The 13,909-nt window shown below is 72.8% G+C and carries 15 protein-coding genes; 10 read left to right on the top strand and 5 right to left on the bottom strand.

The window, feature by feature from the left end:
* Positions 1-34: 34 nt before the first annotated feature.
* Entirely contained in the window at positions 35-1,699 is a 1,665-nt protein-coding gene (gene hutU, locus ACZ3ZE_RS33710; protein WP_361172047.1) for a urocanate hydratase, read from the bottom strand.
* A 103-nt stretch (positions 1,700-1,802) separates the two neighbouring features.
* On the opposite strand from hutU, the gene ACZ3ZE_RS33705 reads away from it, so the two are divergent.
* The 6 genes from ACZ3ZE_RS33705 (at position 1,803) to ACZ3ZE_RS33680 (ending at position 5,919) form a co-directional block, all read left to right on the top strand.
* Complete coding sequence (locus ACZ3ZE_RS33705) at positions 1,803-3,245, top strand: type III PLP-dependent enzyme domain-containing protein (RefSeq protein WP_467261774.1); 1,443 nt, start codon at positions 1,803-1,805, stop codon at positions 3,243-3,245.
* Positions 3,242-3,721: an SRPBCC family protein gene (locus ACZ3ZE_RS33700; protein WP_361172041.1), complete on the top strand. Its 480-nt coding sequence runs from the start codon at positions 3,242-3,244 to the stop codon at positions 3,719-3,721. The genes ACZ3ZE_RS33705 and ACZ3ZE_RS33700 overlap by 4 nt, the downstream gene beginning before the upstream one ends.
* Before the next feature lie 186 nt (positions 3,722-3,907).
* Positions 3,908-4,306, top strand: coding sequence for a hypothetical protein (locus tag ACZ3ZE_RS33695; protein WP_361172038.1), 399 nt, complete (start codon positions 3,908-3,910; stop codon positions 4,304-4,306).
* Positions 4,303-5,061 (top strand): transcriptional regulator, encoded by a 759-nt coding sequence (locus tag ACZ3ZE_RS33690; RefSeq protein ID WP_363293101.1) that lies wholly within the window; start codon positions 4,303-4,305, stop codon positions 5,059-5,061. The genes ACZ3ZE_RS33695 and ACZ3ZE_RS33690 overlap by 4 nt, the downstream gene beginning before the upstream one ends.
* Positions 5,061-5,495, top strand: coding sequence for a roadblock/LC7 domain-containing protein (locus tag ACZ3ZE_RS33685; RefSeq protein ID WP_442305796.1), 435 nt, complete (start codon positions 5,061-5,063; stop codon positions 5,493-5,495). Before ACZ3ZE_RS33690 ends, ACZ3ZE_RS33685 begins: the two co-directional genes overlap by 1 nt.
* A 52-nt stretch (positions 5,496-5,547) precedes the next feature.
* Positions 5,548-5,919, top strand: coding sequence for a hypothetical protein (locus ACZ3ZE_RS33680; RefSeq protein ID WP_361172029.1), 372 nt, complete (start codon positions 5,548-5,550; stop codon positions 5,917-5,919).
* Positions 5,920-5,932: 13 nt separating this feature from the next.
* Here the strand turns inward: ACZ3ZE_RS33680 and ACZ3ZE_RS33675 are convergent, their stop codons facing one another.
* Entirely contained in the window at positions 5,933-6,802 is an 870-nt protein-coding gene (locus tag ACZ3ZE_RS33675; RefSeq protein WP_467261772.1) for a MurR/RpiR family transcriptional regulator, read from the bottom strand.
* A 369-nt stretch (positions 6,803-7,171) separates the two neighbouring features.
* On the bottom strand, positions 7,172-8,566 hold the full coding sequence (locus ACZ3ZE_RS33670; protein WP_361172023.1) for a cystathionine beta-synthase: 1,395 nt from the start codon (positions 8,564-8,566) through the stop codon (positions 7,172-7,174).
* Positions 8,567-8,683: 117 nt separating this feature from the next.
* On the opposite strand from ACZ3ZE_RS33670, the gene ACZ3ZE_RS33665 reads away from it, so the two are divergent.
* The 3 genes from ACZ3ZE_RS33665 to ACZ3ZE_RS33655 all read left to right on the top strand — a co-directional run bounded on the left by ACZ3ZE_RS33665 (position 8,684) and on the right by ACZ3ZE_RS33655 (position 12,204).
* The gene (locus ACZ3ZE_RS33665) at positions 8,684-9,766 is read left to right on the top strand and encodes an SGNH/GDSL hydrolase family protein (RefSeq protein ID WP_363293103.1); all 1,083 of its coding nucleotides are present in this window, start codon (positions 8,684-8,686) and stop codon (positions 9,764-9,766) included.
* Positions 9,767-9,901: 135 nt separating this feature from the next.
* Positions 9,902-11,122, top strand: coding sequence for an acetyl-CoA C-acetyltransferase (locus ACZ3ZE_RS33660; protein WP_361172017.1), 1,221 nt, complete (start codon positions 9,902-9,904; stop codon positions 11,120-11,122).
* Between the two features lie 212 nt (positions 11,123-11,334).
* Positions 11,335-12,204 carry a hypothetical protein gene (locus ACZ3ZE_RS33655; RefSeq protein WP_361172014.1) on the top strand — a complete coding sequence of 290 codons (870 nt, stop codon included), beginning with the start codon at positions 11,335-11,337 and terminating at the stop codon, positions 12,202-12,204.
* Positions 12,205-12,252: 48 nt separating this feature from the next.
* Here ACZ3ZE_RS33655 and ACZ3ZE_RS33650 read toward each other — a convergent pair whose 3' ends face one another.
* Positions 12,253-12,582 carry a hypothetical protein gene (locus tag ACZ3ZE_RS33650; protein WP_361624937.1) on the bottom strand — a complete coding sequence of 110 codons (330 nt, stop codon included), beginning with the start codon at positions 12,580-12,582 and terminating at the stop codon, positions 12,253-12,255.
* A 103-nt stretch (positions 12,583-12,685) separates the two neighbouring features.
* Between ACZ3ZE_RS33650 and ACZ3ZE_RS33645 the strand changes: the two genes are divergently transcribed.
* A complete protein-coding gene (locus ACZ3ZE_RS33645; RefSeq protein ID WP_361172008.1) occupies positions 12,686-12,916 on the top strand; it encodes a DUF4287 domain-containing protein in 231 nt (76 codons plus the stop codon).
* An 18-nt stretch (positions 12,917-12,934) separates the two neighbouring features.
* On the opposite strand, the gene ACZ3ZE_RS33640 is transcribed toward ACZ3ZE_RS33645, so the two are convergent.
* Positions 12,935-13,810, bottom strand: coding sequence for an alpha/beta fold hydrolase (locus ACZ3ZE_RS33640; RefSeq protein ID WP_361624934.1), 876 nt, complete (start codon positions 13,808-13,810; stop codon positions 12,935-12,937).
* Between the last annotated feature and the right edge of the window lie 99 nt (positions 13,811-13,909).

Here is a 13,909-nt window from a genome sequence, read left to right as displayed (position 1 = left end):
CCCCGGGGTGCCTCGGCGGCGTCGGAGGACGAGGTCACGCGGAGTCACCCTCGCGCATGGGGACGCGCACGCCCTTCTCGTCGGCGACGCGCTCGGCGATGTCGTAGCCGGCGTCGACGTGGCGGATGACGCCCATGCCGGGGTCGTTGGTGAGCACGCGGCGGATCTTCTCGCCGGCGAGCGGGGTGCCGTCGGCGACGGTGACCTGGCCGGCGTGGATGGAGCGGCCCATGCCGACGCCGCCGCCGTGGTGGAGGGAGACCCAGGACGCGCCGGAGGCGACGTTCACCATGGCGTTGAGGAGCGGCCAGTCCGCGATGGCGTCGGAGCCGTCGAGCATGGCCTCGGTCTCGCGGTACGGGGAGGCGACCGAGCCGCAGTCCAGGTGGTCGCGGCCGATGGCGAGGGGCGCGGCGAGGGTGCCGTTGCCGACCATGTCGTTGAACATGTCGCCGGCCTTGTCGCGCTCGCCCTGGCCGAGCCAGCAGATGCGGGCGGGCAGGCCCTGGAAGTGGACGCGCTCGCCGGCCATCTTGATCCAGCGGTGCAGCGACTCGTTCTCCGGGAAGAGGTCGAGGATCGCCTTGTCGGTCTTGTGGATGTCGGAGGCCTCGCCGGAGAGGGCGGCCCAGCGGAACGGGCCCTTGCCCTCGCAGAACAGCGGGCGGATGTAGGCCGGGACGAATCCGGGGAAGGCGAAGGCGCGGTCGTAGCCGGCCAGCTGGGCCTCGCCGCGGATGGAGTTGCCGTAGTCGAAGACCTCGGCGCCGGCGTCCATGAAGCCGACCATGGCCTCGACGTGCCGGGCCATGGACTCGCGGGCGCGGGTGGTGAAGCCGGCCGGGTCCTTGGCGGCGGCGTCGGCCATGTCCTCGAAGGCGATGCCGACGGGGAGGTAGGCGAGCGGGTCGTGGGCGGAGGTCTGGTCCGTCACGATGTCGATCGGGGCGCCCTCGGCGAGCATCTGCGGGAGCAGTTCGGCGGCGTTGCCGAGCAGGCCGATGGAGAGCGGGCGGCGGGCGTCGCGGGCCTCGACGGCCAGCTGGAGAGCGTGGGCGAGGTTGTCGGCCTTGACGTCCAGGTAGCGGTGCTCGATGCGGCGCTCGATGGCGCGCGGGTCGACGTCGATGCAGATCGCGACGCCGTCGTTCATCGTGACGGCCAGCGGCTGGGCGCCGCCCATGCCTCCGAGTCCGGCGGTGAGGGTGATGGTGCCGGCCAGGGTGCCGCCGAACTTCTTGGCGGCGACGGCGGCGAAGGTCTCGTAGGTGCCCTGGAGGATGCCCTGGGTGCCGATGTAGATCCAGGAGCCGGCGGTCATCTGGCCGTACATGGTGAGGCCGAGGGCCTCCAGGCGCCGGAACTCCTCCCAGTTGGCCCAGTCGCCGACCAGGTTGGAGTTGGCGATGAGGACGCGCGGGGCCCACTCGTGGGTCTGCATGACGCCGACCGGGCGGCCGGACTGGACCAGCATGGTCTCGTCCTGCTTGAGGGTGCGCAGGGTGCGCACCATGGCGTCGTAGGAGCGCCAGTCGCGGGCGGCCTTGCCGGTGCCGCCGTAGACGACCAGCTTGTCGGGGTGCTCGGCGACCTCGGGGTCGAGGTTGTTCTGGAGCATCCGGAGGGCGGCTTCCTGCTGCCATCCCAGGGCGCTCAGTTCCGTACCGCGCGCTGCTCGTACGGGGCGGGGTCCTGACATGGCGGTGCCTCCTCGAATGTGGTTCAGATATTCACATCCTGACCCTCTGAATAGAAGTAGTCAACAGCTGCGGCCTCACCCCACCCGGTGGTGGGATGGGGAGATGGCTTCCTCCTTCGGAACGGACCACGGAACGCACCACCGAACGCACCACGGAACCGACCCCGGAACGGACCCCGGGACCGACCCCGGACCGGACCGCCGGGAACACGCGCGCGACCGGGCCGTCCGGGCCGCCGTCGAGCAAGGGCTCCTCACCCCCGGCGAACCCGTCGTCGCCCTCCTCGACACCGCCGGCATCCGCGCCTCCGCAGCCGCCCTGACCAGTGCTTTCGCCGCCGTCACCGACGCCCCCGTGCTGCACGCCTTCGCCGTGAAGGCCGCCCCGCTCGTGCCCGTCCTGCGCCTGCTGTACGAGGCGGGGCTCGGCGTCGAGGTGGCCAGCCCCGGCGAGCTGGCGCTGGCCCGCGCGGCCGGGGTGCCGCCCGCCCGCACCGTCCTGGACTCGCCCGCCAAGACCCCCGCCGAACTGCGCCAGGCCCTCGCACTCGGCATCGCGGTCAACGCCGACAACCTCCAGGAGCTGGCCCGGCTCGACGCGCTGGTCGCCTCCGCGCCGACCGCCTCACCGCTCGGCCTGCGGGTGAACCCGCAGATCGGGGCCGGCTCCATCGGCGCGCTGTCGACCGCGACCGCCACCTCCAAGTTCGGCGTGGCGCTGCGCGACGACGGCGCCCGCGAGGCCGTCGTCCGGGCCTACCTCGACCGCCCCTGGCTCACCCGGCTGCACACCCACACCGGCTCCCAGGGCATCCCGCTCGCCCTGATGGCCGAGGGCGTCGGCGCCGCCTACGCGCTCGCCGAGGAGATCAACACCCGGGCCGGCCGGCAGCAGATCGACACCCTCGACATCGGCGGCGGGCTCCCCGTGAACTTCGCCTCCGACGAGGACACCCCCACCTACGCCCAGTACGCCGGCCTGCTCGCCACGACCGTCCCCGGCCTCCTCGACGGGCGCTACGCCCTGGTCACCGAGTTCGGGCGCTCGCTGCTCGCCAAGCACGGCACGGTGCTGGCCCGCGTCGAGTACACCAAGGTCTCCGGCGGGCGCCCGATCGCCGTCACCCACGCGGGCGTCCAGGTCGCCACCCGCACGGTGTACGCGCCGGAGTCCTGGCCGCTGCGCGTCCTCGCGTACGACGCCGGGGGCCGCCGCCGCACCGGCGAGGAGACCGTCCAGGACGTGGCGGGCCCCGCCTGCTTCGCCGGGGACCTGCTCGCCACCGGGCGGCTGCTGCCACTGCTGCGGCCGGACGACGTGGTGGCCGTGCCGGACACCGGCGCGTACTACTTCGCCCACCACTACGCGTACAACAGCCTGCCCCGGCCCGCGGTCCACGGATTCACCCCGACGGACGACGGCGGCGTCGCCTTCACCACCGTCCGCAGGGCCCAGACCCTCGAAGAGATCGTGGCGGAGGCGGGCGGCGACCGGCCCGGCGCGCTCCTGCGGGACGGGGCCGACGGTGGTCCCATGAAGCCATGACAGGAACCACCTCCGTCGTCGTCGAGCGCCGCGTCGCCGCCTCCCCCGGGCGGGTCTGGGAGTCGATCACCGACCTGCGGGACATGCCCCGGATGCTCAGCGGCGTCGAGAAGGTCGAGGTGCTCACCCCGGGCGGCTTCGGGGTGGGCACCCGGTGGCGCGAGACCCGGCGGATGATGGGCAAGGAGGCCACCGAGGAGATGACGGTGACCGCCTGCGAACCGCCCGACCGCTATGTCACCGTGGCCGACTCGCACGGCATGCACTACGTCAGCGAGATCACCCTGCTCCCCGAGGGCCCCGCGGTCTCGGCCGGGGCCACCACCCTCCGGATGACCTTCAGCGCCCGCCCCTCGCACGACCGCAGGCCCGGCCTGGTCACCCGGCTGATCAACCGCTTCGGCGCGAGGGCGGTCGCCCGGGCGCTCGCCAAGGACCTCGCGGAGATCGCGACGGCGGTGGAGAGCCGGGGCTGAGCGGCCGTCCCGGGAAGCCGGTCCCGGAGGTCCCGGACCGCTTCCGGGCCGTTTCCACCCGCCCCTACCACCCCCCCCTGACAAATTCCTCTGGAAAATGCCAGAACCCCTCCCCCAGGCCGCGACGTTGAGTAACGTCACCGTCACTGCCGTACGTCCGCACGCCTCATCGGGAGGGGATCTCGCGTGCCCGGAATCGACGAGTGCCTACAGGAGGCCATGGGCCTGCCGGGGGCACGCGGCGCCTGGCTGGTCGACTGGACCAGCGGGCTGGCCCTCGGCGCGGCGGGCGAGTCCCCGGTCGGCGACCACGAGACGACGGCGGCCGAGACCGCCGAACTGGCCCGCGCGGCGGCCGAGTTCGAGTCACCCTCAGCAGGGCCGGGCGAGCCGGCCGACCCGGACGGCTCGCCCGTGGAGGACCTGATCCTCACCACCCGCACCGGCTACCACCTGCTCCGCTTCGTCGAGACCGCCTTCGACAGCAGCGTCTTCCTCCACCTCTGGCTCGACCGCGACGCCGGGAACCTGGCCCTCGCCCGGATCCGGCTCGGCGACCTCGCGGAGAGGCTGGTCCTCGGATGACCGTCTCCCCGATGCTCACCCGTCTCGCCGCCGAGAAGGCGACCGGTGCCCTGCTCCGCGACCACGGCACGCTCTACCTCGTCGACGGCCGCGTCGTGCACGCCGAGAGCCCCTCCGCGCCCGGCCTCGACGTCCTCCTCGCGGCGGGCGGGCGACTGCCGCGCGAACGCTGGGACGAGGCCGTGGACCGGGCCGGGGCGCACCGCGCCGTCGGCCGCTTCCTCGTCGACAGCGGCCGGCTGCACGACGGCGAGCTGGAGATATGCCACCTCGGCGCCGTCTTCGACGCCGCGTTCTTCGCCCTCGCGCCCACCAGCGGCCCGAGCCGCTTCCGGTACGGGGTGGGGCACTGGTTCGGCGCGGTGCGGCCGGTCGACGCCGAGGCCGTCGAGCGCGAGACCGTGCGCCGCCGCGAACTCCTCGACAGCGTCTGGCCCTACCCGGCCGTCGACTCCGCACCCGTCGTGCCCCGCCCCGCCGCCCCCGGGCAGCCGGTCGGCGCCCGGCAGCGCACGCTGCTCGCGGCGGCCGACGGGACGCGGACCCCGGCGGAGATCGCGCGGGCGCTCGGCCGGCCCGCCTTCCACACGCTGCTCGACGTGCGGCGGCTCGCGGCGGCCGGGCTCGTCGAGACCCCGAGCGAACCGCCGCCGCCCGACCCGCCCGCCGTGCCCGCCTGGGTCGGCGAGGTCGCCACCGACCCGGACATCGCCCTGCTCCGCCGGCTCCGCGACGCCCTGGAGGCAGCACTGTGATGAGGCGTGCCCTGCGCCTGCGCGCCGAGAGGAGACAACTGATGACCGCAGAAGCCGAGGTGCTCGGCGAGCTGAGACGGCTGCGGGCCCGCCTGCCGCAGCTCACCGGAGCGCTCGCCGCCAGCGCCGACGGCCTGGTGCTGGCCCAGGACACCGTCGACGGCGAGGCGGAGAGCGTGGCCGCGCTGACGGCGGCGGCCCTCGGCGTCGGCCGGCGGCTGACCGAGACCACCGGGCAGGGCGGCTTCCGCGAGCTCCTGGTCCGGGGCGAGCACGGCTATGTGGCGACGTACGCGGCGGGCGGCTCGGCCGTCCTCACCCTGCTCGCCGAGCCGCGGATCAACGTGGGACGCCTCCACCTGGAGGCCCGCCGGTCGAGCGCCCGGATAGGGGAGCTCGTGGACGGCGCGCTGGAACGCAGAGACCTCATCTGAGACCGGAACCGACCGACGCACACCCCTCTCTCACGAAGGAAGTACGACAGCCATGGCGAACACCGAGACCTCCCTCAAGGAAGCAGCGCAGATCGAAGGCGCCATCGGCGCCGCCCTCGTCGACTACACGAGCGGCATGGCCCTCGGCACCATCGGCGGCGGCAAGGAGCTCGACCTGAACATGGCCGCGGCGGGCAACACCGACGTGGTCCGCGCCAAGGTCCGCACGATGGAGATGCTGGGCCTCCAGGACGGGATCGAGGACATCCTGATCACCCTCGGCAGCCAGTACCACCTGATCCGGCTGCTCAAGTCCCGTGGCACCAACGGCCTCTTCCTCTACCTCGCCCTCGACAAGGGCCGCGCCAACCTGGCGATGGCCCGCCACCAGCTGAAGCGGATCGAGGAGGAGCTGGAGGTCTGAGACCCCCGCTCACCTACTCCACGAAGAGCCCGCGCGCGGCCGCCTTGGAGTCGAACTCCTCCAGGCGGGCCTGCGCGTCCGGCAGCCCGTCCGCCATGGCTTCGAGCAGCACCCGGCCCAGCAGCATCGGCGCGCAGGCGGTGTCGAAGGCGAGGCCGGTGCCGACGGCGGCCGGGATGAGCAGGTCGCTGTGGGCGGCGACGGGCGCGAACGCGGACTCGGCGACGGTCACCACGGTGAGCCCGGCCGAGCGCGCGTACTCCAGGGCCTCGACGACCTCGCGCGGATGCCGGGGCAGCGCGAAGCAGAGCAGCGCCGTCGCCCCGGCCCGTACGGCGGCGTCGACGCGGTCGGTGAGCATGGTGCCGCCCTCGTCGAGCAGCCGGACGTCCGGGTGCACCTTGGCGGCGAAGTAGGCGAAGCCCCGCGCCTGCGAGGAGGCCGCCCGCAGGCCCAGCACGAGCAGCGGCCGTGAGCCGGCGAGCAGTCGGCCGGCCCGTTCGACGGGCGCGGGGTCGGCGAGCAGCTCGGCGAGGTGCCGCAGGTTCTCGATCTCGGCGAGGACGGCCTGCTGGTACTCGTTGTATCCGGCCGTCCCGGACTCCTCCTTCACCGGCGCCGCGGGCGCGCTCTCCCGCAGGTGTTTGCGGAGCGCCGGGTAGCCGTCGAAGCCGAGGGCGACGGCGAAGCGGGTGACGGAGGGCTGGCTGACGCCGGCCAGCTCGGCCAGCTCCACGCTGGACAGGAAGGGCACGTCGGCGGCGCGCCGGACCATGCAGTGGGCGATCCGTCGCTGTGTCGGTGTCAGCCGCTGCCCCTCGAAGAGCGCCTGCAGCCGTCCGGCCGGGCTGTCGCTCACGCCGTCCCCCTTCCGCCTATTCATTCACCTGGAACTCTGCATGAGGATATGCAGGCAGGCAAGGGAGGCGGTCGTGGGGACCGGGAGGAGACCCCCGGAGGGACGGGGGGCGGGGCCGGGCGGGGCCCGGGAGGAAGGCTTGCGCGGGGACCGCCGCACCCCCGTTTCCGGGGGGCGGGACGACGGCGGTCCCCGCGAGGGACACGGGCCCGGGTCAGGGCCGGTCCGCGTCCGTGGCGTCGTGGGAGGTCCGGGAGCCGCTCCGGAGGTCCGTGACGCCGACGAGTCCCAATCTGCCGGACGCGTGTTAAGCCGGTGCTGCGGGTACGTGTCGCGCTCGTACCGGTTGTGCGAACGCACCCGCCGTCACCGTGCCGCACGGTCCGTGCGGACTCAGTGCTGCTTCGCGCCCCCGTTGGCGGCGAGGAAGGCGAGCAGGTCCTGGCGGCTGACCACATCGGTCGGCTTGCCCTCGACCAGCACGATCGCCGCGTCCGCCTCACCGAGTACGGACATCAGGTCGGCGACCGGCTCGCCCGAGCCGACCTGCGGCAGCGGGGCGCACATGTGGTGCTCCAGCGGGTCCTCCAGGGCGGCCTTCTGGGTGAAGAGGGCGCTCAGGAGCTCGCGCTCGACGACCGAGCCGACGACCTCGGCGGCCATGACGTCGGGGTGACCGGCGCCGGGCTTGACGATCGGCATCTGGGAGACGCCGTACTCGCGCAGCACCTCGATGGCCTGGCCGACGGTCTCGTCCGGGTGCATGTGGACGAGGGAGGGCATGCCGTGCGACTTGTGGCGGAGCACGTCGGCGACGGTGGCGGAGGTGGTGTCCTCCAGGAAGCCGTAGTCGGCCATCCACTCGTCGTTGAAGATCTTGGAGAGGTAGCCGCGGCCGGAGTCCGGCAGGATCACCACGACGATGTCGTCCGGGCCCAGCTCCTTGGCGACCTCGAGCGCGGCGACGACCGCCATGCCGCAGGAGCCGCCCACCAGGAGGCCCTCCTCCTTGGCGAGGCGGCGGGTCATCTGGAACGAGTCCTTGTCGGACACGGCGACGATGCGGTCGGTGCCGGTCCGGTCGTAGGCGGTCGGCCAGAAGTCCTCGCCGACGCCCTCGACCAGGTACGGACGGCCGGAGCCGCCGGAGTAGACCGAGCCCTCGGGGTCGGCGCCGACGATCTGGACCTTGCCGCCGCTGACCTCCTTCAGGTACTTGCCGGTGCCGGAGATCGTGCCGCCGGTGCCGATGCCGGCGACGAAGTGGGTGATCTTCCCGTCGGTCTGCTCCCAGAGCTCCGGGCCGGTGCTCTCGTAGTGCGAGCGCGGGTTGTTCGGGTTCGAGTACTGGTCCGGCTTCCAGGCGCCGGGGGTCTCACGGACGAGACGGTCCGACACGTTGTAGTACGAGTCGGGGTGCTCGGGGTCGACGGCCGTCGGGCAGACGACGACCTCGGCGCCGTACGCCCGCAGGACGTTGATCTTGTCCGTGGACACCTTGTCCGGGCAGACGAAGATGCACTTGTAGCCCTTCTGCTGGGCCACGATCGCAAGGCCGACGCCGGTGTTGCCGGACGTGGGCTCGACGATGGTGCCGCCGGGCTTGAGCGCGCCGCTCTCCTCCGCCGCCTCGATCATGCGCAGGGCGATGCGGTCCTTGACCGAACCGCCGGGGTTGAAGTACTCCACCTTGGCCAGGACGGTGGCCTGGATGCCCGCAGTGACGTTGTTGAGCTTCACCAGCGGGGTGTTGCCGACGAGGCTGATCATCGAGTCGTGGTATTGCACCGTAATCTCCGGGGTCTCCGTAATGGTGTGGCCAGCGTATTGCGTGCGATGCGTAGACGGAGGCGCTTACGGGGCAGTGAGTAGTCACGAGGTGGCTCGAAGGAGGTGACGGCCCGGATGTCCAGCGCGAGGGTGGCACGGCGGATCGCGGCGGGTGCGGCGTACGGCGGCGGGAGCATCGGACTGCTCGGCGTGGCCGCCGTCGGGGTCCTGCTCGCCGAGGTGCAGCTGGCCAAGCGGTCGGTGGGGGGCGGCGTGGCACCGCTGCCGCCGGGCGCGGACGGCCGGTACGGACGGGCGTACGGCACCGAGACCCCGCTCAGACTGGGCCTTCTGGGTGATTCCACGGCGGCCGGTCAGGGCGTGCGCCGCACGGGACAGACCCCCGGGGCGCTGCTCGCCTCCGGGCTCGCGGCGGTGGCCGAGCGCCCGGTGGACCTGCGGAACGTGGCGCTGCCGGGAGCGCGCTCGGACGACCTGGAGCGGCAGGTGTCGCTGCTCCTCGCGGGACCGGCCGGGGCGCCGGACGTGTGCGTGATCATGATTGGCGCGAATGACGTCACCCACCGGATGCCGGCCACCCAGTCGGTGCGCGCCATGGCGTCGGCGGTGCGGCGGCTGCGGACGGCGGGCGCGGAGGTGGTGGTCGGCACCTGCCCGGATCTGGGCACGATCGAGCCGGTCTACCAGCCGCTGCGCTGGCTGGCCCGGCGGGCCTCGCGGCAGCTGGCGGCGGCGCAGACGATCGTGGTGGTCGAGCAGGGCGGGCGGACGGTGTCGCTGGGCGACCTGCTGGGGCCGGAGTTCGCGGCGAACCCGCGCGAGATGTTCGGGGTGGACAACTTCCACCCCTCGGCGGAGGGGTACGCGACGGCGGCGATGGCCCTGCTCCCGACGGTCTGCGCGGCGCTCGCGATGTGGCCGGAGGCGGACCGGATCGACGCGGACCGGCACGAGAACATGCTGCCGGTGGCGAAGGCGGCGGCCGAGGCGGCGAAGGAGGCCGGCACGGAGGTCACCGGCGCCCGCGCGCCGTGGGCCCTGCTGAAACACCGCAGGCGCCGGCGGCTGCCGGTACCGGGGGCGCCCGCGGCGGACCCCCGGGCGGCGGAGGGACGGCCGGAGGGCGGGGCAGGCGGGAAGGGCGAGGACGGGGAGGGCGGTCCGGGCTCCCGGAGCGCCTCCGTACGACAGGAGTGAGCACCCGCGTACGACGCCGCTGAGCGTACGCTTAGAAAAGAGGTCCGCATCACATGCCGAGGCCGGTGACCCCATGCGGTACGTACGGGTAACTTCCCTTTCAGTCCGCCCACCCAGCACCCTCCTGGAGCCGTGATGCCCGAAGCCGTCATCGTCTCGACCGCCCGCTCCCCGATCGGCCGGGCCTTCAAGGGCTCCCTCAAGGACCTGCGGCCCGACGACCTCACCGCCACGATCATCCAGGCCGCCCTCGCCAAGGTCCCCGAGCTGGACCCGCGCGACATCGACGACCTGATGCTCGGCTGTGGCCTGCCCGGCGGCGAGCAGGGCAACAACCTGGGCCGGATCGTGGCCGTGCAGATGGGGATGGACCACCTCCCCGGCTGCACGATCACCCGCTACTGCTCCTCCTCGCTGCAGACCTCCCGGATGGCGCTGCACGCGATCAAGGCGGGCGAGGGCGACGTCTTCATCTCGGCCGGTGTCGAGATGGTGTCCCGCTTCGTGAAGGGCAACTCGGACTCGCTGCCGGACACGCACAACCCGTTCTTCGCCGACGCCGAGGCCCGCACCAAGGCCGTCGCCGAGTCCGAGGGCTCCACCTGGCACGACCCGCGCGAGGACGGCATCGTCCCCGACGCGTACATCGCCATGGGCCAGACCGCCGAGAACCTGGCCCGTTGGAAGGGCATCACCCGCCAGGAGATGGACGAGTTCGGCGTACGGTCGCAGAACCTCGCCGAGCAGGCCATCAAGAACGGCTTCTGGGAGCGCGAGATCACCCCGGTGACGCTGCCCGACGGCACCGTGGTCTCCACCGACGACGGCCCGCGCGCCGGCGTCACCCTGGAGGGCGTCTCCGGCCTCAAGCCGGTCTTCCGCCCCGACGGCCTGGTCACCGCCGGCAACTGCTGCCCGCTGAACGACGGCGCCGCCGCGCTGGTGATCATGTCCGACACCAAGGCGCGCGAGCTGGGCCTGACCCCGCTGGCCCGGATCGTCTCCACCGGCGTCTCCGGCCTCTCCCCCGAGATCATGGGCCTCGGCCCGGTCGAGGCCTCGAAGCAGGCCATCCGCCGCGCCGGCCTGACCAGCTCCGACATCGACCTGGTCGAGATCAACGAGGCCTTCGCCGCGCAGGTCATCCCGTCCTACCGCGAGCTGGGCTTCGACCTGGACCGGGTCAACGTCAACGGCGGCGCGATCGCCGTCGGCCACCCCTTCGGCATGACGGGCGCCCGCATCACCGGCACCCTCATCAACAGCCTCCAGTTCCACGACAAGCAGTTCGGCCTGGAGACCATGTGCGTGGGCGGCGGCCAGGGCATGGCCATGGTCATCGAGCGCCTCTCCTAACCACCCCGCGTCCAAGCCGTGACCGAATCTCCCCCAGGATGTGACCTACATCCCGGGGGAGTACTGTTTCCGCAGGTCAGAGCCGTTTCGGGACTAAACACCAGGCATAAATACCTGTCCATTTCGTGACGTAATGCACTGACAGGACGCACCACCCCGGGCCAAGCTGATGTAGGAAGTCGGGGGATCGACTCGGAATCGGGAGTACGTCAGTGAGCGCACTGTCTCTTGCCCTGCTGGTGACCACGGCGGCTGCCACCGCGGTGGGCGTCGCCGCCCTGCACTCCGCCCACGCTCTCCGTAAGCAGGTCACCGCGCTGCGTGGCGAACTCGCCGCCGCCAACGGCCTGTCCGTGCCGCACGCCCGCCAGACGCCCGCCGCCGAGATACGGGCCGCGGTCGCCGAGGCGCTGGCCGAGGAGCGCGAGCGCGAGCTGGCCGAGGCGCGGGCCTTCTGGGCCGCGCAGGAGGCCCGGGACGCCGCCGACGCCCCGTCGCTGCTCGGCGGTGCGGGCGGTCCGGCCGAGGACGGTCCCTACTTCGTGCCCCGTCAGGCCGACTTCGTGGGCCTGGAGGCGATGGCCCTGGAGGCGATGGAGGCGGAGGCCGCCGCGCTCGACGGCCCCGACCCGCTGGATGTCTTCGACACCTTCGACGAGTTCCCGGAGCCGGCCGGGGCGTCCGACTACCCGGACGACTCCCCCGAGCTGGCCGCGGCCCGTCGCCGGCACCCCTCGCACCCCGACTTCGTGCCGGTGCAGACCCCCGTGGTCACCGACCACGAGCGCACGGTGGCCCGCCTGGAGGAGCTCGCGGACACCCGCACGGCGCTGACCGACGTCCGCCCCGGCCCGCTGGGCACGCTGGACGTGTACGTCTTCGCCGACGGCACCACGCTCTGCATGACCCCCGGCCACCGGGAGACCGCGGAGCGCCTCGCCGAGGCCCTGCGCGCCGGCCACACCCCGGTCCTGCTCGGCGGCTCGGGCGTCTCCGGCGCCTACGCCCTGACCTTCTCCTGCGGCGACGCGGCGGAGGACAACGTGTACATCCTGGCGGACCGCGTGATCGCCAGCCTCTGACCGGCGCCCCGTGACCCAGGGGCGTCTAGCCCCGTGACCCAGGGGCGTCTAGAGGCCCGAGCGCGCCTCCGCCTCACGTACCAGTCTCACGGCCTCGTCCAGGTCCCCCTCGGGGGCACCGGCCGGGGCCGTTCGCAGTGCTTCGGCCAGATCCGCGGCGGCGACCGTCAGTTGGTCGGCGACCACGAAGACCCCGGCGTCCGGCAGCTCGGCCGGCTCCCGGTCCGGGAACTCGACGCGCTGCGCCCGGGTCGCCAACTCCCTGGCCAGGGCCAGGCCTTCGGCGGCGGCGCCGCGCTGGAGGCGGCTCTGCGGGGCGGCCCGCAGCCGGTCGGCGAACCGCTCTGCGGCGCCGGTCAGTCCACTCGTATCACGCACGGTGCGAGCCTATGCGCCGCCCGGGCACCATTGCCAACGGGCGAACGCTCGGGCACGGTGACGTGAAGGAGCAGCACACGGCACAACGCGTCCGGAGGCGCCGATGTCCTACACCCTCTCCGAAGAGACCCACCGCAACCTCCTCGCCCGTATCCCGCACTGCACCGGCCGCGAGATCTCCGAGTGGCTGAAGACCGTGGAGGACGGGCCCTCGCTCCTCCGCTTCGAGGACAAGGTCAGCTGGCTGCGCGGGGCGCACGACCTCGCGTACGGCCACGCCAAGGCGATCATCCACGAGTACGACCTGCGCCGGGCGGCCCGCCGGATGCTCTGACAGCGGACCGCCGGCGGCTCACTCCTTCACCCGCCGGCCGAGGAAGTCGCGGACCAGCCGCGCGATCTCCTCGCCGTGCGTCTCCAGGGCGAAGTGCCCGGCGTCCAGGAGGTGGATCTCCGCGTCCGGCAGGTCGCGGGCGAAGGCCTCGGCGCCGGCGGGCCCGAAGATCTCGTCGCCGCGTCCCCAGGCGGCGAGCAGCGGGGGCCGGTGGGTGCGGAAGTACTCCTGGAAGGCCGGGTAGGCGTCCAGGTTGAACTGGTAGTCCCAGAAGAGCTGGAGCTGGACCTCCTTGTTGCCGGGCCGGTCGAGGCCGGCCTGGTCGAGGGTCCAGGTCTCGGGCCCGACGCGGTCGAGCCGGTCGGCCGGGACGCCGTGGGTGTACTGCCAGCGGGTGGCCTCGGCGGTCAGCAGCTCGCGTACGGCGGGCTCGTGGGTCTCCCGGTCCCCGGCGTGCGCGAAGAGCACGTCCCAGAAGGGCGTGAAGCCCTCCAGGTAGGCGTTGCCGCTCTGGGTGACCAGGGCGGTGACCCGCTCGGGGTGGCGGGAGGCGATGCGCAGGCCGATGGGGGCGCCGTAGTCCTGGATGTAGAGGGCGAAGCGGTCGAGCCCGAGGCGGTCGAGCAGCTTCAGGGTGATCTCGGTGAGCTTCTCGAAGCCGTAGGCGAAGTCGGTCACGGCGGGCGCGGCGGAGGCGCCGAAGCCGATGTGGTCGGGTGCGACGAGGTGGTACGAGTCGGCGAGCTCGGCCATCAGGCCGCGGAACATGTGCGAGCTGGCCGGGAAGCCGTGCAGCAGCACGAGGGTGGGGTGGGACGGGTCGCCGGCCTCTCGGTAGAAGACCTCCAGGCCGTCGATGATCTCGGTGCGGCCGCGCAGCGTGAATACGGACATGGGGTGCCCCTCCTCCAGGGGAGAACGAGCGTTCTCCCTCTGCCCTGTAGAGTAGGAGAACGATGGTTCTCAGCGCAAGCGCAGAGGTGCGCGGGGACG

Source organism: Streptomyces sp. NPDC023157 (genome assembly GCF_055560575.1).
This window is presented reverse-complemented; position numbering and strand designations above follow the sequence as displayed.